The following is a 23,883-nucleotide window of genomic DNA, read 5'->3' as shown; positions in this document are numbered from 1 at the left end:
AGGTATGTCACTTGATTTTATAATGATAAAAAATGACCAACGTAATAAGTGGTACTTTTTACGGTAGAAAAGGATGGTTTAAACTGTTTGAGAGGATTTTGGAGTTGAGTGCCTAAGTCACGTTACGCTTAAGCACCCTTATATTAAATAAAACAACAAACTGAAGAAAAATAGGCAGATAGACATAACCACCAAAAATAAAGGCTAAGAAACAAAAGTACCATTCGCTATTTTTTGTATATTCGCATATATTTTGGCTTCTCTATCGTCTTTTCGTTGCTGAACCAACGGTTTCAGTTGTGCAATAAATTCATGAGTTGATGGCGGCAATTGACTATCATTAACAGGAATTTCTTGCCCTGTCGTACGGTGGTAAATTTTGACCCCATAGGTTGGATGGTGAGCAAAAACAGCCATATCTTGCAAATGTTTTTCAACACCAAGCACATGGTCGCCATCAAAACGCAATTGTACGGCTTTATTCCACTTATTCCCAAAGTAAATCATTCTTGATAAAAAATAACTGCCAAACGGCTCTCTCACACCACTTTCAGAATGCATAAACCACGCTCGAGAATCGTGGATATAGTTATCATATAAATCAATCAGAGAATCCACTTTAGGATCGGGTCGACCTATGAAAAACTGTTCAAATTTATAACGCCCAGTATCTTTGAATTTTAAATATTCGTATGCCTCATTCTGATATGTATAAATATAAGCACTGCGCGCAAGAAGAGGATCGACTTTTTGTAAAAGATATTTCGCTTGTAAACTGGTTGCTGCATCAAAACTGTATTCAGGTAACGTTTCGCAATGTGTGGTCGGAAAGGGGTCGGTGATACCTTCTTTAGCGAAGAAACCCGCATTAGACGATTGCAAGTGACGAATTTCAATGATGCATTCGTCTCTCGTTTTTCTATTTTCAGGCGTAAATAAAGGGGCTGGCCGAGGTCTACGCTCATAGTCTGCTGCAAATTCCAATGCGGCTTCCCAAAGCTGTCCTCGTGCATTATCGGCATCAAACAACGGAGAGCCGATGAAATTTCCACTTGGGAACCAATCTTTATCATTTCTATGCTTAGCAATTTCATCATTGCGTATTTTTTCAATACGTTGAGCTTCTCTTGATACAAGAGTCCATTGCTCTGCCAATACATCTTGTGCCTGTTGACTATACCCAGTTTCATTAGGTTGAGCTTGAATTTTCGGGTGTTGAGGCGCCTGCTGAAAAAAAGGTTGTGACACTATGTTCATCGGGGATGAGATAGGAGATGCAAAACGCATAATCCTCCACCCCGTTATCCAACTGAGTTGATCTTCCATGATTTGCTCTAAGCACACCGTTTCAAAGCGAAATGGAGAATAGATAGGACTGTCTGATAAATCATATTCTTGTTGAGTATCAATCAACGTTGTTGATAGCCAATGGTTAAACGTCGAAACCAATTTTGGGGATACATTAAACTCCTTGAAAGTTGCAGGATTCATTTTTCTGAATGAATACCACTGCTGATAATCGCCATGTATCTGGCTAAAAACATTAGGATGGACCGCTAATGGGGCGCCAGCTTCAATCGCGGCCGCGTACATATCGTGCAGTGCGATTTGAGACAATAACGCCCCCGCATCATCTCGGGATTTACCTTGGTCGCCCATGGGATAGCCCCCTCCCACATCCGAGTGCATGCCGGGGTAAACCACCTCAACCGTGTTAGGTAAATAATTTCCCTCCGCCATCCGAATTGAATCGAGTGAAAAAGCTTGCCGCTGTTCATTTGCCGCGACAAAGTGACAACATTTTTTAATCAACCCTGATTGCGGTAAGGGTTGCGTTTGCCCCGCCCAACCGTTATGCCCTGTAAATCCCGGCACGACGTTGGCTATCCCCACCGCAGGAACGGTATCAAAAATGCCTAAAAACTCGACCGAGACCTTGACACCCAACAGCGTTCCAGCGGGAAATCCTAAAAGATTGGACGATAACAGTTCATCTAACCAACTCACAAACGCCCGAGCTTCCGCTGCACCACGAGAAAAACCATAGACAAACAATTTAATGGCGACAATTTTACATTGAGAGTCGGGCACTTTTTTCTTAATCGGCTCTAGCAGTTTCTCTATAGCATGTAAGCGTGCGGTCTGTTGATTATTATTTGGCGAAACCGCATCTAAATATGCCTGGTTGACTCGATTGTAATTATGCCCAGGAATTGTCCTTTCAATAATAGCAGCTTGTTTAGAAATCAATGAGGCTTTATTACTTGGTGATGTGGAGTCCATCGTCTGAATTGCTTTTTTCATGACGCCATTACCGATGAAGTTTTTTGTTACTGCATGATGTAATGTATTACACAGTTGGACTAATCCCCAGTTAATGCGGTCTTCACCTCCAACAGCAAACTGCAACCCCGAAGAATAATAATCATACGTCCCAATTTGAGGGAATGGCGTACCGACGCCCGGAATGTAATAAGCATAAAACCCACTCTCATTGGCCTGACGGTTTTCGGGGGCACTGGCATGATACAGTTTAGCCACATTGGATGGATGCGGTGGTGTACTGCCTGTGTCATTCGGCTCATTGTTATTGGTGCCATCAAAAAACAAGCTGATATGTAAACTTTTACAACACGAATTTTTTAATTTCCGATAACAGTCACTCCGATGTCGAGATTCTTCTTGTCTTATTTTTTCAATATTCTTAGTTAACTGCTCTTTTGTCAGTTTTAACCGTCCATCAAGCGGAAATTCAGGGGGAACCCAACAAGGGTCACCTTGAGTTGAGATTTGGTCTTTTTGAGGGGCGATAATCATTGAGGACATTGTGCGGGCTCCGGTTGGTCAAAGGGGTCTTTAATTGGGTGGTCTGGATGCTCAATGCCATGGCACGTCGCGGTGACTTTCACTTGTTGGCACGGTAAGAAGTGGACTTGTAATCCACAAGAATCGTCATATTCCGGGATAGTCACGGTAGTCTGATATTGTCGGTAATTGGCTTCGTGTTTTTTCATATAATCGCGATAATTCGGATCACTGTATTCAGGTAAATCGGTAGGAAAAGGGTTAGGGTCCACTTCCCACTTGATATTAACCTGCATATTGGGTTGCCATATTTCAGGTAGCATGATACAGCAAGTGAATCCCCCGGTTCGCCCCCGATAGCCATTGACTGAAAACCAATTGATATTGGTATCTGCCACATGGTTATACCCCAATAAATTCGCCCCCACATAGGCGATGTTCTCTTTCGGTTTATCGTCGGGCGAACACCCTAAAATAAAGAGTGGAAGAATGAAAAAAGCTAAAGTACACACTCTCATGTACAGTTCCTGTTCATTGGAAATAAAAAACAGTATCGTACACTTAAGGTAAATTATCTATTATTGAATGGATTTAATTCAATTTTTTCTCGTTTCTTATAAGCAAGATCCATTATGTTAAACGGGTGAGTCAGTTAGTTAAAATCGCCAGCTCCCCCCAATCAAAGCCACTCAAAACAATTTTAAGACACGAACACCCTTAAACTATGCTGAAAGTTTAGAACGGTTTTGCGAGCTTCTGAGTGCGTTTTTAACATCATGTAAACTGACAGGTAAAACGATGAGAAATCGCTAAAAGGCACAAACTTGTTTTGTGACTTTTGCCGATTTTACCAACCGAGTTAATGAGGCTGTTGGACTTGTTGCCGCCATAATGGCGGCGTTTCGAGATAGCTGCCTAGACGGGTCGGATGAATTCATCGTTTCAACCGTTTTTTTCATGTGACCATTACCGATGAAATTTTTTGTCACCGTATGATGTAATGTATTACACAGTTGAACTAAGCCCCAATTAATACGGTCTTCTCCCCCAACCGCAAACTGCAACCCCGAAGAATAATAATCATACGTCCCAATTTGCGGGAATGGCGTACCGACGCCCGGAATGTAATAAGCATAAAACCCACGCTCATTGGCCTGACGGTTTTCGGGGACACTGGCATGATACAGTTTAGCCACATTGGATGGATGCGGTGGTGTACTGCCTGTGTCATTCGGCTCATTGTTATTCGTGCCATCAAAAAACAAGCTGATATGTAAACTTTTACAACACGAATTTTTTAATTTCCGATAACAGTCACTCCGATGTCGAGATTCTTCTTGCCTTATTTTTTCAATATTCTTAATTAACTGTTTTTTGGTCAAGGTTAATAACCGCCCATCTAGCGGAAATTCAGGGGGAACCCAACAAGGATCACCTTGGGTTGAGATTTGGTCTTTTTGAGGGGCGATAATCATTGAGGACATTGTGCAGGCTCCGGTTGGTCAAAAGGGTCTTTAATTGGGTGGTCTGGGTGCTCAATGCCATGGCACGTCGCGGTGACTTTCACTTGTTGGCACGGTAAGAAGTGGACTTGTAATCCACAAGAATCGTCATATTCAGGAATCGTCACGGTAGTCTGATATTGCCGGTAATTGGCTTTTTTCTTTTTAATGTAATTATCGTAATTGGGATCACTGTATTTAGGAAAATCTTTAGGGAATGGATCAGGATTCACTTCCCACTTCACATTGACCTGCATATTGGGTTGCCATATTTCAGGTAGCATGATACAGCAAGTGAATCCCCCGGTTCGCCCCCGGTAACCATTGACCGAAAACCAATTGATATTCGTGTCCGCGACATGGTTATACCCCAATAAATTCGCCCCCACATAGGCGATGTTCTCTTTCGGTTTCTCGTCAGGCGAACACCCTAAAATAAAGAGTGTAAGAATGAAAAAAGCTAAAGTACACACTCTCATGTACAGTTCCTGTTCATTGGAAATAAAAAACAGTATCGTACACTTAAGGTAAATTATCTATTATTGAATGGATTTAATTCAATTTTTTTCTCGTTTCTTATAAGCAAGATCCATTATATTAAACGGGTGAGTCAGTTAGTTAAAATCGCCCGCTCCCCCCAATCAAAGCCACTCAAAACAATTTTAAGACACGAACACCCTTAAACTATGTTGAAAGTTTAGAACGGTTTTGCGAGCTTCTGAGTGCGTTTTTAACATCATGTAAACTGACAGGTAAAACGATGAGAAATCGCTAAAAGGCACAAACTTGTTTTGTGACTTTTGCCGATTTTACCAACCGAATAAATGAGGGCGATAATATTTATAAAAAAAGCCACTTATAAAAAGTGGCTATAATATTGCATTATGCTGTTTTTACCTCCATTTCCGCGGGGTCTTTAATAGGTTCGTTTACAAAGAAGAAATAAACTAATGAAGGAGCCCGATATAACAAGGCTTAGAGGTATGTCACTTGATTTTATAATCATAAAAAATGACCAAACTTTTTGTTAGCTATCCTTGCTAACAAAAAGTCAGATGTGATGATAAGTTATAATGTAACCCAGAAAACGCCTTCCGAGCGCAATTGAGTAAACTGCTTTTGAAAATCCGTTAAGTTCTGCTCTGGGTTTAACTTAGTAAATATCTCAGGGTGCATAAATTTTGCCATTGCTTCAATAGCAAATATATTCATCGGGTTATTGTAAAAGTTGTGGTAAATCGCCATCACCCGTTTTTCTTTTACCGATGTTAATGAGGAGATGCCTTGCCTATCGACTAATACCGCCAATTGCTTTTGTGCATCAGATTTATTTGCGCGGTATCCTAAGCTGACTGCAATTGAACGGCGGTTAAAATTATGCCAATCCGCCCCTGTTAAGAGATAAAAATCAGGGTTTAATGTAATAATATTCTCAATGGAACTTTCTGCCCCTTTAGCTGGAAAGCTATCAGCAACGAGGTTATTTCCCCCCGCTAACGATGCCAAAACGCCATAGCCTGAACGACCATATAGCTGACAGCAGTTATCTGCAAATAGCCCTGCATTCGCTTCAATTAACACGGAAGGAAACGGCTGAACCAACTGAGACTCTATCGCCTTTAATTTTTCTTGGTACAACGTTGCAAACTGCTCTGCTCTTTCTTGCGTACCTAACAATTGCCCTAATAATAAGATACTTTTCGGGGTGTTTTTCGCAATATCCATTCGAAAATCAATAAAAATAACCTTAATACCCGCGGCTTCTAATTGTGGTAAGAATTGGCTATCACGCATCGACCCATAATTAGCCTTATGCATAATCACGACTTCAGGCGCGAGTTCTATTAATTTCTCAATTTGGATGCCCGCTTCTCGTGTTTTTTTCAATGTTGGGATATTTTCGAGCTCAGGAACCGCCGCAAAATAAGCTTGTTTTAAGTCTGGCGCATATTGTGTTAATGAATCACTCCACCCCGAAATACGTGAAATGCCCTCCTTACCACCAGCAATATCAATTGGCAAAATATCGCGACCATCAACTAAAAATAATTTTTCAACCGGAAGATTTACCATCACCTCTCGGCCTTGTAGATCGGTGATCAGCGTTGGCGTTTTAGCCTGTACCCAAACGCTAAATAAGCACAATAACCCTGCCAGAAATAATTTCATAGGATATCTCTTTACCTTAAATCTGCATCATTCTATAAGCATAAAGCCACTCTAAAGTGGCTTTATGTCAATCATTTAAAATGTCACGCTATAATTAAGCGCAAAGGTTCTACCGCGACCTTTATAATCATAAAGGTTCGGAGCTCCGTATTTAGGGCTATACAATCCTTGAGCACGCTGCCCCCAAATTGTAGAGTAATTTTTGTCGAGTAAGTTCTCTACAGCAAAGCTGACCTTACCGACTGGCAACATATAACTTCCTAATAAATCAACGGTATTATAACCATCTAATTTTTTGCCTGCTGCATCCGTTAAGTTAAATGTCTGCTGGCTTTGTAAACGTAATGCCCAGTCATTTGGCTCCCAGCCAACGTAAGCGTTAACCTTAGATGGGCTAGCAAAATCAACACTCCATTTTTCCCAACTACCATTAACTTTCGATTCTGATTTTTGTAGATTGAAGTTACTTCCTACACTCCAGTCTGAATCATCAAAGAAGTAATCAACGGCACCTTCTACCCCATAAATACGACGTTTATCGGTCTTCATATAGATGGTCATATCATCTTTATTGATACCATAGCTTCTATCAGATAGGGAATAATAGGTGGCTATTTGCGTGCGTAAGTTTTCACCGGTATAGCGCCAACCTAACTCAAAGGAGTTAACCTTGATACCTTTAACTTTGGTATCATTAATATTCACACTATTCTTTAAATTCCAATGGCCATTTGCATCTGGAGTTGATGAATAGGTACCTGTACCATAATATTTAGCAATATCAGGAATTTCAAAACCTTGTGAGAAGTTAAACCATGTTTGCTGCTCTTCCGTTAGGTTAACTAAAACCCCCGCATTAAACAGTAAGTTGTTATAATCCGTTTTCCCGCCCGGAACTGTATCTGCGGATTTACCGTTACCATTCGCAATAGCTTCTTGCTGTGAATAACCAATAAAATCATCCACTTTATTTTCAGTATATTGGTAACGCACGCCACCGCTTAATGTAAACATTGGCGAAATGTCATAGCTGCTTTGTAAAAATGTCGCCATGTTCGTGGTGGTATAACTCGGATATCGGCCAATTTGGAAAGCTTTGGTTAAATCCATTCCCCCCGATTCTTTGGCTTTGTCTAAATCAAAGAACATTTGATTGGCACGGAATTGCTCATGTTCTGCATCCACACCATAAGTTAACGTTAGCTCATCCATTGGTTGGCTATTAAATGTCAGCTTAGTTCCATAGAAATTGGTTTGCTGGTCGGATGAACTAATGCTTGTCACCTCTTTCCCTTTGAGGGTTGGGAATGGATAAAACTTTTGTGATTCATCACGATAATAAACTTGCGCTACAAAATCTTGCCCGAATACATCTGCATTTGAATATTGCAAATTAAGTAAGTTACGCTCAGTACCCGGTAAACGGTCAGAATTTAATTTACCGCTATTGTAGGCATCACTTTGCCCTTTTACCGCAGAAAAATCTTTCCCTAAATATAGGCCATGTTTACCATCCGACTCACTTTTATAATGTTGATATACAGCTTGAATCTGCTGTTTTTCATCCACATTAATCGTACCTGATGCCATGATATCTAGACGGTCAGAAAATTGCAGACCTGTTTGCGTATTATCGATATTGATCGCATTCCCTTTTCCATCATACCAACCACCATAACGTTGATAAGCTACAGCAACACGTCCATGAGCGTTTTCATTACCACCGCTGACAGCCGCTGCAACATTTTCATCATGATCTTTGCCATTGTTAAAGCCTGTTTTTCCACCTAACTGAAGAGAAACTTGTTTTTCTTCTTGGCCTTTTTTCGTGACAATATTAATCAAACCACCGCTGCTACCACCGCCGTACATCGCGGTAGCGCCAGAGATCACTTCAATATGATTGATATTAAAAGGGTCGATAGAGTCTAGTTGGCGGCTATCACTACGAGAAGAGTTTAAACGCACGCCATCTACCATGACAATCATCGAACGACCACGCATGTTCATACCATAATTCGTACGACCTTGGCCACTAACACTCATCCCAGGGATTAACTGAGCTAAAATATCTTTTAACTCCTTCCCGCCCTCCGCTTGTTGCTCAATTTCAGCATTATCAATCACCCAAGTGGTTTGTGCCATTTCAGAAACAGCCTTATAACCACGAGTTGCAGATACCGTAATTTGTTCTTCTTTTTTATCGGCGGCGAATACTGAGGGAGAAACGAAAGGAAGTAAACATGGTGAAAGAATGAAAAAGTGTTTTATTTTCATTAAATTAGGCCTTTAAATGTGGTCATAAAAGTCAGCATGATCAATTTACAAACAATTCACAAAGCATGATTAAATCATTGCTTATTATTTTGTATAAAAACTATCATCAATTATAACTGATAATAAAGATGGATATAAGTATTATTATCATTACCAATACTTAATAAGAGAGAGAATGATGACGGAAGGGGTTAATCACGCATCCTTGCGCTTAACGGCTCCTTTTAATTATTTCATGCTAACCACGGCAACGTAGTTTAACTTTCCACGGTTTCGACGAAAATGGCGGAACATCTGCAAAAATTGTGGGCGGTTTTCTTTTTTTAACGCATTTCTAATAATTTTCATCGCCCCTAATAGCCCTTCATCATAGATTAGCCCCTTCGGAGACAATAATGTCATTGGCCCCGTTATCGACATCACATTTTGAAAGCCTGTTTGTTTGAATAAGTTAACCCACTGAGTTTGTGGCAAAGGTTGCGCTTTAACATGAATAACTTGCTGCATTTGAGCTGCTACTTGCTGGACATCCTGTTCATCTTTCAAAGCAATATCATGGGTTAATAAACGGCCCCCCGGCTTTAATACACGATAGTATTCTTGTAATAGCTTTGTTTTTGCTTTATCACCATACATCGTTAGCATTGCCTCATTAATCACCACATCGAAGCTGTTATCTGCAAATGGTAATTTTGAGGCATCTGCCATTTGAATGGTAATCAAATCAGTTAAACCATGATCCGCAACATTTTTTTTAGCTTGTGCCAAAGCTTGTTTGTCCATATCAATACCAGTGATGTGGCAACGAAATTGTGAAGCAATTTCAATAGCAGTTGTCCCCATATTACAGGCAATTTCAAGGACGTGGCTTTCTGCATGTAAGCCAGACTGACTAAGTAGCCATTCAGTTGCTATTTTCCCGCCGGGCCGCAAGCGTTTTTTCCCTAGGCGAGCTAAAAATTTATGTCCAGCCTCATGAGCTGTAAATGATTTATCCATAATCGCCTCTAAGTTAATGTGTACAATCAGTATTAGGTTCGCGTAGCATTACCAGCAACATTTTTGCAGGCTCAGGTGCATCAACTGCATGGGGAATATTTGCTGGCATTCTGACAATTTCCCCCGGCTTTGCGGTGACAGGCTTCCCTTCTATGGTTAATAATAAACTTCCTTCCACAACCATGACGATAGCATCAAAGGGAGCGCTATGTTCTGAAAGTGCTTGGCCTTTATCAAAAGCAAACAAGGTCATATTGCCCCCAGTATTTTTAGCCAGAACACGACTGGCAATCCCCTGTTCTGTATAATTAATTAATGTGCTGATGGTAAGCGCTTCTGATGGAGTTATTGTGTTATCACTCATTGTTTTATATTCCTCAATTTAATAATTTTATTTATCTTCGAAAATAATCACCTAAATAACGGAATGACCCCATGTGTCTGTCGACCTTGGTCATTAATAGCCGTTATAGCCACCGGTAATTGGTAAAGCTTTGCGAGGTTTTCTTCCGTTAGAATGGTTTGAGAACCGCCAAATAAAAAACTGCCATTGTTAAACAGTAGTAAGGAATGGTCGGCAATATGCAGGGCATGCTGAGGGTAATGGCTGGTAAATAAGATGGTCATTCCTCGGTGCGCGGCTAAATCACGCAATACGCTAAGCACATTGTCTTGATTTGCTAGGTCTAAAGCCGATGTAGGCTCATCAAGAATGAGAATTTCTGGCTCACTAGCTAACGCTCTAGCAATCATCACCATTTGTTTCTCGCCCCCACTAAGGCGGTTAAACGGTTGATCAGCAAAGTGATTCAATTCTAAATAGGTTAAACATTGCTCAACTATCTGATGGTCTTTTTTGCTGGGTGAGGAATACCAAGGTAAGTGGCGAATGCGCCCAAGACTCACCATAGTCCGCACTGAATAATGAAACAATGAACTACTAAGTTGTGGCACATAAGCAACAGGAGCATTTATCCGTACTTTCCCTGTCGCACCTTGTTGTAAACTGAGTAATAACCTCAATAACGTGGTTTTCCCGCGGCCATTTGGCCCCAAAATTGCACCAATACTGCCTTTTGGCTGTTTAAAGCTTAAATCAGTAAATAGTTGGCGTTGACCTATCGTGAAATTGAGCTGTTCAACATCGATCATAAGTCAGCCACCCTTTTATTTAGCGTGTGAATAAGTAAGGCAAAAATAGGGGCTCCAATTAATGCAGTGATCACACTGAGCGGGATCTCCGCATTGGTAATACTTCGAGCGAAGGTATCAACACCAACCATATATACCCCACCAATCACTGCACTCGCCGGAAGTAAGATACGATGATCATGCCCCACCACAATCCGAGCAATATGTGGAACAATTAGGCCTACCCAACCAATCGTTCCAGATACCGCAACGGTTGCACTGGTGATCAAGGCTACACAAAGTAAAACCGCCCAGCGTGTACGGTTAATTTTCATCCCCAAAGCCTGTGCATTTTCCTCACCAAGAGACAACACATTGATGCGAAAACGAAGAGCAAAAATGACCAGAACAGCAACTAGAACTACTGGAAAGATGATGGATAGTTTTAAATAGGACGCGCTAGCAAAGCTGCCCATTAGCCAAAAAACAATTGTTTGTAAGGTATTATTTGGGTCGGCAAAATACGTAATTAATGAGATCAAAGCAGCAAAAAAAGCGTTAATAATCACACCAGCTAAAATCAACATTAATAACTGGCTACCTTGGCGATTCAACCCTAACAAGAAAACCAATACAATCGCCAATAACCCCCCCACAAAAGCAAAGGAAATAGTTATAAATAATGAAGAAAACAGCAAGATAGCTAAGGCACCACCTAACGCCGCACCCGATGACACCCCGATAATTTGCGGGCCAACTAATGGGTTGCGGAAAATACCTTGTAGCGCAGCCCCTGCCACAGCAAGACCTGCTCCTGCGACCCCCGCAATCAAAACCCGAGGTAAACGGACATTTAATACCACATTCTGTTCCGTGCGACTGTATGCTAAACCAGTGTCATTGCCTAAAATGGTGTCATAAAAAATATGAAAAACAGCAGAAAACGAAACAGGATAACGCCCACAACTCAGCGCCAATAAAAAAGTGAGTAATAAACAAATAACTAAGCCACCCCACAGAATTTGCGAATTACGCATCAGGTTTCCCCATCAAAGAAAGGTAGTGCAGGCTTTTTTTGTTCATTCCCATTTGCAAAATACCATCGATTTGTTGCTCTGAAACGTTATAACCGTAAAGTTGCTGATAACGTTGACGAATTTCCTCTCGTATTGGTACTTTTACGGTTTCTGGATGGAAGATCATTGCTAGCCACTGCCAATACAAAGGCGTTTCTTGGTTAGGCGCATCCCAAATGAACCCACCAATCGGTAATTTATAGACTCGTTGGTTTTTCACCGCAGTCACTTCGCTTAGCATCGGATTTTGATACACATCCTCAGGGGATAAACCCTCTTCAAAATTGCCCAATAAAATGATATCTGGGTTCCAAACTAAGATTTGCTCTATATTTAAGGTTCTTGGCCCAGTGAGGTCGCGGTTTAAACTCACACCACCTGCTAAAGCAAAATCTGCATTATTATGTGAAGTTGAGCCAAAGGTTTGAATACTCTGCTTAAAATGAGATAGATATAAAACGCGAGGCTGTTCGGATTCTGGAATTTTGGCGGTGGTTGAGGAAAGCAATGCGATGACGAGTTGGCGCCACTCGATCATCTTTTGCGCTTTTTCATTATGGCCTAACGTTTGCCCCATTAGGCGGACCCATTCTTGGGTATAACTTTCTTGCCCATAATCAAGTGTAGCAACCGTCAACCCTGCATTTCGCATTGGTGAAATAATGTCATCCCCTCGATGCCCCCATTGCCATACTAAATCTGGTTCAACATTCAACAATGCCTCAATATTTGGTGTAAAACTATTCCCCACCACATTAGAGTTCACCTGTAAGACCGGTGAAAACATTTGACCGAGCATGCCCTCTCGTGCGGCGACCTTCGCAAACGGGTGCATCCCCACCAGCTTCTCACTACTTTCGTCCATCCCCACTAGCATCGAAGCGGCAGGGATCGGGATCACCACAATACGTTTTGCAGGGGCAGATAAATGAACTTTATCACCTGACATATCGATAAAATCAATTGATTGGGAAGTGGCTGGGCTTAGCATCCCCCAAAAAGTTACGAAGACTGTCACTATTCTAAAAGCATTATTTATCATAAGGTTATTCAATTCCCCGCCAATATCTTAATTGATAATGTGTATGATTATCATTTATAATCTGACTATTCTAAGGCGGCAAAAGAGGAAGACCTATGACATTTGTCAAAAATATTTTCCCCCATACACAATCTTTAGACTCGCTAAAAATATGTTCTTTATTTCAATCAGTTGAAGATGAAAAATTATCTTTATTGCTGGAAAATTGTGGCTATATACGGTTTAAAAGTAGTGAAATAATTAACCACGAAGGGGAACCATTCAAACATTGCCCTTTGATGATCAGTGGCCAAATAGAGGTATATCGGCACACCTATTTAGGCGAAGAGAAAGTTTTTGGTTTGTTTGATGTCGGGGAAATCGTCGCAATTGCTGCCGTGTTTATGCCTCACAACCGTTACCCTATGAGCTTACGAGCCAAAACTGATGGGGAAGCTTTATTACTAGATAAACGTGATATTCTGCGCCTTTGCCATGCATGCCCACACATCATGGAAAAGTTACTCATGCGTTTTAGCAGTAAGCTTTATGAAAATATCAATCATATTGATTGGCTGACTTCCAGCTCAGCAGAGCAAAGGCTTGCTGCTTATCTTATTGATTTAAAACACAAACAATTAAGCCTAAATATTGTTCTGCCATTATCTCGAGGGCAATTAGCAGCAAAATTAGGAATACGTTATGAAACACTGAGCCGTTTAGTCTCTGGCTGGCGTCAAAAAGGGTTTATTGGTATCGAAAAAGATACGGTGCACATTTATAACGAAAATTACCTGACACAGTTATCTATTTCTGCGCAGCGCCCATTTTAAGGAAAACGCATTAACTTGCGCTAATGCGTTTATTAATTATCAGAAATTAAAGGTCACTCCACCATTCACATTAAAGCCCATTCCGGGGAATAATGTGCTGTCTCTCGCTGTTACCGTTTGGTTAGCAACTGATGTTGTTGCATAGCGTTCATCCGTCAAATTATCCATTGATAAGTAAAGGGACCATTGTTCGGTTGGTTTATAGCTCCCTTTGAGCCCCAATATCGCATAGTGCTTGCGTTTTTGAATATCAAGATTGTTTTGATGATCAACTGCCATATCCGTAGGCGCCCAATGGATATTCGGGCCTACGCTCCAATCGCCTATCTCATACAAAACCTCGGCAGCAATGATATTACGGGGAATACCTGCGATATAATTGCCATTATATTCTCCCCCCATAAAACGAAAATCATTGTAAGTCCAAGAAACCCGGTAATTAAAATCGCCAGGGCCTGCTCCAATGCGCCCAGCCAAGCCGGCTTCTAAACCTTGATGACGTGTTTTAGCTGCATAGTTGAATACCCCCACAACCGTCCCTGCACTGTCATAGGTTGTTATATATTCATCCTTAATTTGGCTACGATATAGCGCAAGGTTCCACTTCAAGGCTTCTGTTATATCGCCCTCACCACCAATCTCATAAGTAACCGCTTTTTGTGGCGAAAGTTTGGTTAGCTTTCCATTACCCGAGTTGATAATCTCCCAGAACGTCGCAGGCTCTTCGCTAGCACTAATATTCGCAAAATAGCGCTGACTTTCCGTTGGACGCCAAACAATACCGGCCTTTGGTGTCCAAAATGTCCAGTTTTGATCAAGTGAAAGATGGCTTTGCCGCTTTTCAACATCACGACGTGCATGTGTCCCTTTCATATCTAAATTCACTGTCACGGCTGGTGTAATATGGATATCGACACCAACACTGCCATAGATATTTTGCGCACGTCCGTCATATTTACCTATTTTTTTCTTATCCGCTGGCGTACCTTTTCGATTTTGCATCAGTTCTGTTTGCAGCGTCATTTGATCCCACGCTAATGCCGTGCGATAGGTAACAGGCTCAGTTTCAATATTATACGTTAGCTGTAAACCTTCACTGTGACTACGGCTAAAACGGTAATATGCAGGCGTAGTGAAGTTATCATGAGTACGAATATGCCATAGCCCTGCCCCTATGGCTTGGTTACCTACCTGCCAATCGGAACGGTTAGCAACCCGAAATTGTTCAACATTACGATGCGGATCACGTAGCCATACCATCGGGTAGACCTCGGTAGGGTTATCGTTTAGTACTTCTTCAGAAACAGGCCCAGCAACATCAAAACGTAAGTCCGTCCAATTTAACCACGTTCTATTCTCAAAATTATCAGTAATATAGCCAAAATTACTACGTAATGTTTTTCGTTGAGAGGAGGAATGTTTACGATAACCATCAAAATGGTCATAGGTAAAATTAACACGCCCATCAAATAACCCATTATCAGATACACCACCAAAAGCCGTTTGTAGCGCTTCACGCCCATGAGAGCCGTACTCATAGCGTAAACGACCTTGTTCATTTCTTCCGGTATAAGACAGAACATCTAGTTCCCCCCCAAGGCTATTACTTTGAGGGTTAAGGCTATTTGCTCCTCGACGTACACTGACCATGCGTGCATCCCGCATTTCTAGTGTACTAATATGGAAACTACCATCTGCATCAGTTGCTGGTAAGCCGTCTTGTAATAATAAAACACCGCGAGCAAGAGGAGCACTCTGTACCCCAGACCCCCGGATATTTAGTCTTGGCTGATCAATCCCACCGAAAAAATTTTGAATAACTAACCCTGGCTGGTAATCAAGCGCATCCTGTAATGTGGCAAGGCGGGAGTCTTTCTCTATCATCACGAGGTTTGTTCCCCCAGCAACTTTTTCAAGTTTCTCTTTCTCTTGCTGTTCGCTTGGGGTTAAGCGGCTGTGCTGCGTAGAAGAATTGACAATTATTACCTCTGGTTTTGTCGGTTGCTGAGCAGCCACCACTTTAGTAGTCGCTAACGTGCTGATACTGAAGGTTAAAGCAATATAGTACGTTAATTTATGCTGTTTTAATGGATAAGGCATATATTTACCCCATAAATAGTAATGGTTATCATTTTCATTTGTAAAGATAAAATAATTGAAGGAGGAAGATATCCCTATGACATTTGTCAAAAATAAAAATAAATAAAGCATAATTAATATTGTGAATTTTTTTTCATTAATAACTAGTAAATTATTAATATTGCAACAAGTAAAAAACAAACCTTAAATAGAATACCAATTCAATGAACAACCAATAACTATTAATATAAAGAGATACGATGAGTATAAAAATTTATAAATATATAGACTTTAATTTAAGTGGGATTTTAGTTAATTTTAACAATGCAGAAGAAACTAATGTTGAGGTTGGTTTATTTTTAAATAATAATAAAATAGACTCTATAATTACCAAAGAAAATCACCACCTATTTAACATAGATAAATCAGGAGATTACCATGCTGAGGTTACATATGAAACGCTAAGTGAAAGTAAGCAAAAACTTAATTCAAAAGCGATCACTTTCAATATAAACAATATTCAAACTCAAGTTAAGGAATATAACAACCCAGTAAAGACAAAAACAATTAATCAAAAAGTAGCGGGGGTAAATAATTATAAGTTAGATATCAAAGTACTAAAAGGCAAGTATACTTTACTTGAAACTAAATTGTTAATAGACTTAATACCTATTAATATTGCCCCAGTTAATTCAACTAATAGCCAGCCCATCAGCCAATATGATTATGTAACTTATGACAAGGAAACTGATTTTGAGAGCCTATTACAACTTGCTAATCTAATTGAAACTTTTGAATATGTTGAATATTGTTGTGTTACCCCAAATACGGCGTTATATACACCTCCGCAGTTACCATTTAATCAGAATCCCCCAGAAAATACCGAGCAGGTAGATAATGTTGATGACATAACACCAAATTTTAATCACTTACAAACTTATTTAGATGCCCCAAAAGGCATGAATATTCGCAACGCATGGAATAAACATGTCAATGGTTCAAAAGCGGTAGTTCGACATTTAGATTTTGGCGTATATAAAAACCATGAAGATCTAAAAGATTCAAAAATAACAGTAGTCTATAGCCGCCCTGAAACTGAAGACTGCAACCATGGAACTGCATCAACAGGTTGTATTGTCGCCACCAATAATGCATTCGGTGTGACGGGGATCGCCTATGATTGCCAATACTACTTTTACGATACTGGAGACCTCGATATATTAACTAAACACGTCGCCCCCGGAGACATTGTTAGCCTAGATATACAATTTAAAATTAATGAGAAATTGCTTCCGGCAACAGCCATTCGAAGTTGGTGGGAACGCATTAAAATCATGGTTGATAAAGGAGCAGTTGTAATCCTTGCTGCTGGTAACGGTGGTTTAGACTTAAATTTACCGGGCGTGATGGCTGACTATGGGGATAGCGGCAGCATGTTAGTGGGCGCTTGTAATCATCTTTCGGGGACACGCGCTTATTTCTCAAACTACAACCAAAAAACCTCATTGATAAATTCATGGGGAGACTGGAGTGTCACCACCACGGGGTATAGCTCATTGCAGAAATTACCCGGTAATAATCGTAATTATTCAAAAGATTACTCAGGGACCTCAAGTGCAACACCTTTGTGTTCTGGCGCCCTTGCATTAATCCAAGACTACGCCAAACAAAATGAAATCGTTTTATCTGCGTGGGGAATGCGAGAAATTATCAAAAAGTCGACATATACCGAGGGGGTTGATTATGGGATCGGTTATCGCCCTAATGTAGATGATTTATTAGCAGAAATTGATAAGCTTAGCCAAATCACTGGGGCCAATTAAATTAACCCATCATTTTGATAATTGACCTAATGTGATAACACGGCAGCAAACTTTCTCTAATAGTGCTCTGTTATGGCTAAAAATAATCATAGCTAATGGGCGCTCTTGCGATAATGTGATTAAACGCTGCCAAATCTGTTTTTGTAAATTGGCATCTAATTGAGCCGTTATTTCATCTGCGATTAAAATTTTAGTTCGAGGGTCTAAAGCACGTAATAGTGCAATCCGAGCAAGCTCCCCACCAGAAAGCTCGTTTGGCCGCCTGTCTAGCCATTCGGGCTTTATTGAAAATTGTGCCAACCAATCAGCTTCTGGTCGCCATGCATCATATAAACTGGCACCGACAGTACGGTAAGGATTAAAACTTTTTTCAGGGTGTTGAGGGACTAGCTGGATTGGGCAATACCCCTGGTTATTTAATGGCTTGCCTTCAAATAGAATATGCCCTTGGGTTGGCTTTTGCCACTTCGCTAATACCCGCCCTAATGTCGTTTTTCCAAAACCACTTGGCGCTGAAATCCCAAGGCGTTCATGATGGCCAAGTGAAAAGCTAAAGTTATCCCATAATACTTGGTTACCTTGCTCAATACATAAGTTTTTAACATCTAAAACGCTTTCAATTACACTCATTTCATTGCCATAAATTGGTGTTCAGGTAGTGCATTCCATAGTGATTGCAACCACTTGCCACCACCACCTTGCTTTAATTTTTGGCTACTCAATACTTCTTCCATCTCCCCATTGCGCAATAGTGCAATGCGGTCTGCAAAACGTACTGCCATGGAGAGATCATGAGTGACCCATAAAACACCTCGCCCATCGTGACAAAGCGTTTGTATATTTTCAAGAAGTTGAACAGCATGTTCATCATCCAGCCACGATGAAATTTCATCAGCTAAAATATATTCCGCACAAGATAGCGTGGCGCTGCTCGCTAACACTCGCTTTGCCATTCCACCTGATAATTGGCTTGGATAATGGCCGACTAACGAGCTTTGTAAGTTATATTTCTGTAGATGGCGAGCCACATCATGCATTTTAATATGCTGCCCACTGAGTATAGCTGCACGCTCTAACTGAGGGCCAATTCTGATCAACGGGTTAAGGGCACTCACCCCCTGAGGTATATAACATAAGGAACTCCCACGATGTTGTGGCTTATTTTTTTCTGTTAGCCGTTTGCCATTAAGATTAATATCGCCACGACAACGCATATTTTCAGGGAGTAACCCTAAAACACTTTGCAATAACAGGCTTTTCCCTTCCCCACTCCCACCAACCAGTGCCACCATTTCACCCGGTTGAATATCTAATGAAATGCCTTTTAATAAAGGTGACCAGCGCTTACGCCCTAACCAACGGAATTGAGCCACATCAATCGTTAAATTGTCTAAACTCAACATGCAACCCACTTTAACCATAACTGCTGCACGGCTTTAGCGAACTGGTCAAATAACAGTACCAACCCCATTAAAGCAACACCAGGGAATACCACCAACCACCATGCTCCAGTGCTCAAATAACGCAGTGCATCAGAAAGTAAAATGCCAAGAGAAGGCTCGTGGGGGGATAAACCAAACCCTAAAAAGCTCAATGCCGCACTGTGCAACACCGCATGAGGAAACATCAGTAGAGTCCCAACTATCCACTGAGGTAAAATCATAGGTAAATAGTGATAACGCCAGCGGTAAATAGCGCTGTTACCAATACGTTGAGAGAGCATAATGTAGTCTGATTGGCTTACACGCTGCAATTCAGCACGTAAAATTAGCGTCAGTTTTGGCCAATGTGTCAGAGCCACCGCCCAAATCACCCCCATTTTACCGCCACCTAATGTAAAACAAATTAATACCAATAGGAGTAAATGAGGCAAAGCAAGTAAGGCATCAATTATGCCTCGGACAGCGTAATCCATTGTTTTATTTAAAGAGGATAAACCTGCCATCACCACAGCAATTAACCCACTTGAAAAAGCGGCAATCAAACCAATTTGCAAGCTTGTAGCAACACCTTGAAAAGTTCTCTCGAATAAATCACGCCCTAAATTATCCGTTCCAAAGACATGTTGCCAAGAAGGTGCTTGCCGCCTATCGAGTAAGCTCATTTCAACATCATTGATGGAAAACCCAAAAGCGTAAATAGCCAAAATAGACAATAAAAGCAAAGAAATGACCAACTTAAACAAAGCACGATTTGGGTTATATGTCATGAGGTTCTCATCACTCCCTTATTCACCTTTTTTAGCAGTACATCAGCAATCGTGTTACTAAAGAAAATCAGTGCTGCACATAACATAACTATCCCCATCAGCAAGGGGATATCCCCCCGTAACCCAGCGTCGATGGTTGCCTGACCAAGCCCTGGATAAGCAAAGACTTTTTCTGCTAATAGTGCTCCGCTAAGTAACTCCCCTACGGAAGCGAACTGTAAACAAATTGCTGGGGTAATCGCATGTTTTAACACATGAAAGCCGATCATTGACCAACCTTTATCACCCTGTGCCTGTGCATAATGAATAAACTCACTATTCAATACTTCAACAACTTTCGCACGCGTATGTAGAGCTATGTTACCAATGCCTAGCATACCCAAAGCAATAACAGGTAAAACTAGGTGATGAAGCTTCTGTGTAAAAGTGGCGGTTTGTTCATCCAACCCTATCGGCCATGCACAACAAATTGGCGCCCATTGTAGTGAAACCGCAAATAAAGAAAGTAATAAAAGACCAACCCAAAAAACAGGTAGTGACGCAAGCAAGTAACATAAGGTTGAAATCAGCTTATCAGGCCAACGGTTTAAATAACGCCCTGCAATAACCCCTAAAGCAAAACCCACAACCCCAGAAAAAAGCCAAGCACAAATTAGAAGGGCAAGGGAAGGCACAAGGCGGTCTGATATCACTTGGACAACAGGGGTATTATAAAGCATGGAATACCCCATATCTCCTTGTAACATTTGCGAAAACCAGCGCCAAAATTGCAGCCATAATGGTTGGTCTAGCCCCCAACGAGCTGCAATTAACGCATATTGTTCAGGGGGGACATGCATCAAATCATTGCCAATATAGGCTTTTATTGGGTCAATAGGCGAGTAACTCAGTAGGATAAAAATCCCCGCTGCAGTGACGGTTAACAAACAAATAAACCGCAATAAAAGCCCAAATGTGGTTCGCATTACTGGCAAGTCCATGCCCATTCATCAACGTTATTTAATACTGACCAAGAACCGTGAATTTCGGGTGCACTCGCGCCTAAATCCACACAATTATTCAGCAAGTAAATATGTTGTAGATTCATTAACCAAGCCCAAGCTGCGTCCCCTTTAACCCCCACGCCTGTCGTGCCATTCCAGTCAACTTTTTGCCAAAGAGGGATAGCGGCTGTTTGGTCAGGTTGACGAAGCGCGTCTTCAATCAGCTCATCAACTGCGCTGTTTTTATAATAACCTGGGTTATAAAACCCAACACCCGCCGCTTTACTGCTGTAATTATGCACCAATTCCATAGGGTCTAAACTCCCCCACCCAAATAAAGTCGGGTTAGCGTGCATATAACGTTCAACAGTTTCCCAGCTACCTGATTTTAAATCCATTTCAATACCGAGTGGTTTCAAACTTGAACGAATAGCCTGCGCTAAATCACGGCGTGTGGTATCGCCACTGGCATACCATAAAGTCAATTTCGCAACCTTACCGTCTTTTTCTCTTAAGCCATCTTTATTTAGTGACCAACCTGCGGCTTCTAGAATCGACTTAGCCTTTGCTAAATCACCGTCTTTAAATGCTGAGTCTGGGTTATTCCAAGGTAAACCCGCAACACCGGTATAAGCCGGCACAGCAAACCCTTCAAGTACAGACTCTGCTAATAATTTACGATCAAGGGCATAGTTTATAGCCCTACGAATTGCGATATCTGACGTAATATCGTTACCTATAGGGTTACCTTGGGCATCTTTTTCACCTGCTGGTGGAATTGGGAAGGAAATCCCCCTATTTTCCACACTATAGCGCTCAATCAGTTTCATGTTTTTAACGTTATTCGCATTCGTAGCAACCGCAGCAGGAATACGGACAATGTCTAATTGATTACTTTGTGCAGCAGCAAACGCAGCATCTTCATCAAGGAACACAAATACCATTTTGCCAAAATCATTTTTTGGCCCCGCATAGTATGGGTTTCGTTCAACAATCAACTGCTGACCCGGTTGGAACGCAACCAAGCGATAAGGACCTGCCCCAATTGGGTTATGAGCATAGGTTTTAGCATCATATTTATCGGCACAAACAATCCCTAATGAACCGAGGACGTTAATAAAAGTGCTTTGGGGAGAAGATAAGGTAATTTTGACGGTTAATGGGTCAATTTCTTCTGCTTGAGCAAAATTCCCCATATCCACCTTACCCCCACTTGCCGCCGCATTATTATAGGTAAATACCACATCTTTAGCTGTTAACGGTGAGCCATCAGAAAATTTTAAATCTTTTTTTAGTTTTAGCGTCCATTGTTTACCATCAGCATTATGTTGATAGCTTTCAAGCATATAGCTATGCCATGAAAGGTCTGCTTTTTGTTTTAATAACGGACTATGCAGTAAGAGGTAGCTACCGTGACTCCACCCCAACATTGGGTCAAAACCTTCTGTGGGTTCAGCACCGATTGCTAAACGTAAGGTTTGCGAGTGAATAGGTTCTGCGGCTTGGACTTGCAGGCTTAGCCCCATAAGGCACATTGCTGCAATGATATTTTTAATCATACATCCCTCTATAGACTGGTTTTATTTTTTATTTCATACAATTAATGAGCTTTATTTCATTAATTATTGCTATTGGTGAGATATTCACTGTGTGTAGTGAGTCATATTAAATTTAAAGCCATTATTTTCTACGTTCTATATCAAGAGAACTTCGAATTTAATGAAAAACTTATTAAAACGGTAACACACCTTGGCTATGCCGAATAAATTCGGTAATGGCTATTCTTCAATTTCTTTATCAAATTCAATAGGATTTGAACTCGACAATAAGGTAGTAATAAAAGCTGGGTCATTAGATTGCCTTGATTGCAAACGAAATTGAGAAGGCGTCATATTATATTTTCTCTTAAATACATCACAAAAATAGGCATTACTACCAAACCCGCAACGATGGCTAATTTGATATACAGAGTAATTCGAAAACGTTAAATAATTAAGAGCCATCCCCATTCGAACATCTAATAATAATTGGCGAAATGACACACCTTCACGGTTTAAATGACGGCGTAAAGTTGAAGGGGTTGTAAATAACGCCTTTGCAACATCATCCAAACTCCATTTCTTCTGGGGTTCTTGGGTGATCAAATGGGTAATTGCTTGGTTTTTCGGTTCATCATAATTGAAACGAAAAATAGTAAGGATATCAACACCCTCTTGATATATCGCCATTAAAATAAAATATAGGCTTTGCTTCATCAACAGCGCTTCTTGAGATTCACTTTGTTTTTTCAATGGTAAGCATTGTTTTAATAAACTAAAGTTATCTCTGACAGTTTCAGGGGGTGAAACATGGTAAATTGGCTGATGGCTCGTCAAAGGTGCACTAGACTTCATCAAGGTGATCAGTAATAAAAAAACGGCTTGTAACTCAAACTCTGTCATCGATAGAGTATGGATTTCAATCGGTTGATTCACAGTGTTACAAACAATATTACAAGAAACTTGGCTGTATTTAGGCATAATTAATGTGATATCCGATGAAATATCAATAGATTGCCCATTGATCACCACATTCCCTTTCGCGCCACACAGCATGGCAATCATCGCGCTTTCAATATAAAACGCTTTTAGCACCATTTGGCTCTCTGAAAGAAAATATTTGTATTCCATAATCTCAATACACTGCAGTCAACATGTGAAAAATATCCCTAGAAAAAGGGGCGATTGAATAAGTCAGAACATAACATTTTTGATGAACAGTAAAACGCCATAAATTGATTGTACACATACCCTACCTGCTTGCGGCTCAGAATATAGTCCTGTTGCTGAAAAATCGCAATATAGATATACGTTCATTTTTTACTGTTATTTTTATGCTTGTTACTTTTTCTAAATAAATTGCTATTTAATTGAAAGGTAATTTTCAATATAAGGTGTAAAATCGCGCGGCAGATGAATCTACGCCGGTTTAAAGAAT

The 23,883-nt window shown here is 40.7% G+C and carries 20 protein-coding genes; 2 read left to right on the top strand and 18 right to left on the bottom strand.

What is annotated here, in order from left to right; all coding sequences use genetic code 11:
- Positions 1-204: 204 nt before the first annotated feature.
- The 11 genes from ACPEH5_RS10770 to ACPEH5_RS10720 form a co-directional block, all read right to left on the bottom strand.
- Positions 205-2,826, bottom strand: a complete 2,622-nt coding sequence (locus tag ACPEH5_RS10770) for a T6SS phospholipase effector Tle1-like catalytic domain-containing protein (RefSeq protein WP_166686930.1) — start codon at positions 2,824-2,826, stop codon at positions 205-207.
- A complete protein-coding gene (locus tag ACPEH5_RS10765) occupies positions 2,814-3,323 on the bottom strand; it encodes a DUF3304 domain-containing protein (RefSeq protein ID WP_166686929.1) in 510 nt (169 codons plus the stop codon). The genes ACPEH5_RS10770 and ACPEH5_RS10765 overlap by 13 nt, the downstream gene beginning before the upstream one ends.
- A 291-nt stretch (positions 3,324-3,614) precedes the next feature.
- Complete coding sequence (locus ACPEH5_RS10760) at positions 3,615-4,289, bottom strand: phospholipase effector Tle1 domain-containing protein (RefSeq protein ID WP_166686928.1); 675 nt, start codon at positions 4,287-4,289, stop codon at positions 3,615-3,617.
- On the bottom strand, positions 4,277-4,786 hold the full coding sequence (locus tag ACPEH5_RS10755) for a DUF3304 domain-containing protein (protein WP_166686927.1): 510 nt from the start codon (positions 4,784-4,786) through the stop codon (positions 4,277-4,279). Before ACPEH5_RS10755 ends, ACPEH5_RS10760 begins: the two co-directional genes overlap by 13 nt.
- 589 nt (positions 4,787-5,375) lie before the next feature.
- The gene (locus tag ACPEH5_RS10750; RefSeq protein WP_071548587.1) at positions 5,376-6,476 is read right to left on the bottom strand and encodes an ABC transporter substrate-binding protein; all 1,101 of its coding nucleotides are present in this window, start codon (positions 6,474-6,476) and stop codon (positions 5,376-5,378) included.
- A 75-nt stretch (positions 6,477-6,551) separates the two neighbouring features.
- On the bottom strand, positions 6,552-8,753 hold the full coding sequence (locus tag ACPEH5_RS10745; protein WP_131680199.1) for a TonB-dependent siderophore receptor: 2,202 nt from the start codon (positions 8,751-8,753) through the stop codon (positions 6,552-6,554).
- 228 nt (positions 8,754-8,981) lie between these two features.
- Positions 8,982-9,752, bottom strand: a complete 771-nt coding sequence (locus ACPEH5_RS10740) for a class I SAM-dependent methyltransferase (RefSeq protein ID WP_129466405.1) — start codon at positions 9,750-9,752, stop codon at positions 8,982-8,984.
- A 13-nt stretch (positions 9,753-9,765) separates the two neighbouring features.
- Positions 9,766-10,116, bottom strand: coding sequence for a cupin domain-containing protein (locus tag ACPEH5_RS10735; RefSeq protein ID WP_042846082.1), 351 nt, complete (start codon positions 10,114-10,116; stop codon positions 9,766-9,768).
- A gap of 47 nt (positions 10,117-10,163) precedes the next feature.
- On the bottom strand, positions 10,164-10,904 hold the full coding sequence (locus ACPEH5_RS10730) for an ABC transporter ATP-binding protein (RefSeq protein WP_042846084.1): 741 nt from the start codon (positions 10,902-10,904) through the stop codon (positions 10,164-10,166).
- Positions 10,901-11,920 (bottom strand): FecCD family ABC transporter permease, encoded by a 1,020-nt coding sequence (locus tag ACPEH5_RS10725; protein WP_166685108.1) that lies wholly within the window; start codon positions 11,918-11,920, stop codon positions 10,901-10,903. Before ACPEH5_RS10725 ends, ACPEH5_RS10730 begins: the two co-directional genes overlap by 4 nt.
- Positions 11,913-13,001, bottom strand: a complete 1,089-nt coding sequence (locus tag ACPEH5_RS10720) for an ABC transporter substrate-binding protein (protein ID WP_281110774.1) — start codon at positions 12,999-13,001, stop codon at positions 11,913-11,915. The genes ACPEH5_RS10725 and ACPEH5_RS10720 overlap by 8 nt, the downstream gene beginning before the upstream one ends.
- 95 nt (positions 13,002-13,096) lie before the next feature.
- Between ACPEH5_RS10720 and ACPEH5_RS10715 the strand changes: the two genes are divergently transcribed.
- The gene (locus ACPEH5_RS10715; protein WP_071548590.1) at positions 13,097-13,813 is read left to right on the top strand and encodes a Crp/Fnr family transcriptional regulator; all 717 of its coding nucleotides are present in this window, start codon (positions 13,097-13,099) and stop codon (positions 13,811-13,813) included.
- 39 nt (positions 13,814-13,852) lie between these two features.
- Here ACPEH5_RS10715 and ACPEH5_RS10710 read toward each other — a convergent pair whose 3' ends face one another.
- Positions 13,853-15,913 (bottom strand): TonB-dependent receptor family protein, encoded by a 2,061-nt coding sequence (locus ACPEH5_RS10710; protein WP_272692567.1) that lies wholly within the window; start codon positions 15,911-15,913, stop codon positions 13,853-13,855.
- 239 nt (positions 15,914-16,152) lie between these two features.
- Between ACPEH5_RS10710 and ACPEH5_RS10705 the strand changes: the two genes are divergently transcribed.
- Entirely contained in the window at positions 16,153-17,715 is a 1,563-nt protein-coding gene (locus ACPEH5_RS10705) for a S8 family serine peptidase (RefSeq protein ID WP_281110772.1), read from the top strand.
- Between the two features lie 9 nt (positions 17,716-17,724).
- On the opposite strand, the gene ACPEH5_RS10700 is transcribed toward ACPEH5_RS10705, so the two are convergent.
- The 6 genes from ACPEH5_RS10700 to ACPEH5_RS10675 form a co-directional block, all read right to left on the bottom strand.
- On the bottom strand, positions 17,725-18,345 hold the full coding sequence (locus tag ACPEH5_RS10700; RefSeq protein WP_048606227.1) for an ATP-binding cassette domain-containing protein: 621 nt from the start codon (positions 18,343-18,345) through the stop codon (positions 17,725-17,727).
- Positions 18,342-19,118 carry an ATP-binding cassette domain-containing protein gene (locus ACPEH5_RS10695; protein WP_042846095.1) on the bottom strand — a complete coding sequence of 259 codons (777 nt, stop codon included), beginning with the start codon at positions 19,116-19,118 and terminating at the stop codon, positions 18,342-18,344. The genes ACPEH5_RS10700 and ACPEH5_RS10695 overlap by 4 nt, the downstream gene beginning before the upstream one ends.
- Positions 19,112-19,924: an ABC transporter permease gene (locus ACPEH5_RS10690; RefSeq protein WP_281110771.1), complete on the bottom strand. Its 813-nt coding sequence runs from the start codon at positions 19,922-19,924 to the stop codon at positions 19,112-19,114. Before ACPEH5_RS10690 ends, ACPEH5_RS10695 begins: the two co-directional genes overlap by 7 nt.
- Positions 19,921-20,904, bottom strand: coding sequence for an ABC transporter permease (locus ACPEH5_RS10685; protein WP_413242846.1), 984 nt, complete (start codon positions 20,902-20,904; stop codon positions 19,921-19,923). Before ACPEH5_RS10685 ends, ACPEH5_RS10690 begins: the two co-directional genes overlap by 4 nt.
- A complete protein-coding gene (locus ACPEH5_RS10680) occupies positions 20,889-22,466 on the bottom strand; it encodes an ABC transporter substrate-binding protein (RefSeq protein WP_048606223.1) in 1,578 nt (525 codons plus the stop codon). The genes ACPEH5_RS10685 and ACPEH5_RS10680 overlap by 16 nt, the downstream gene beginning before the upstream one ends.
- A gap of 219 nt (positions 22,467-22,685) precedes the next feature.
- Positions 22,686-23,576 (bottom strand): helix-turn-helix transcriptional regulator, encoded by an 891-nt coding sequence (locus tag ACPEH5_RS10675; RefSeq protein ID WP_042846103.1) that lies wholly within the window; start codon positions 23,574-23,576, stop codon positions 22,686-22,688.
- Positions 23,577-23,883: the final 307 nt, after the last annotated feature.

Source organism: Providencia sp. NPDC089933, from assembly GCF_049545585.1.
Classification (GTDB): Bacteria; Pseudomonadota; Gammaproteobacteria; order Enterobacterales; family Enterobacteriaceae; genus Providencia; species Providencia huashanensis.
Note: the sequence above shows the minus strand (reverse complement) of the source record. Positions and strands in the feature narration are given on the sequence as shown.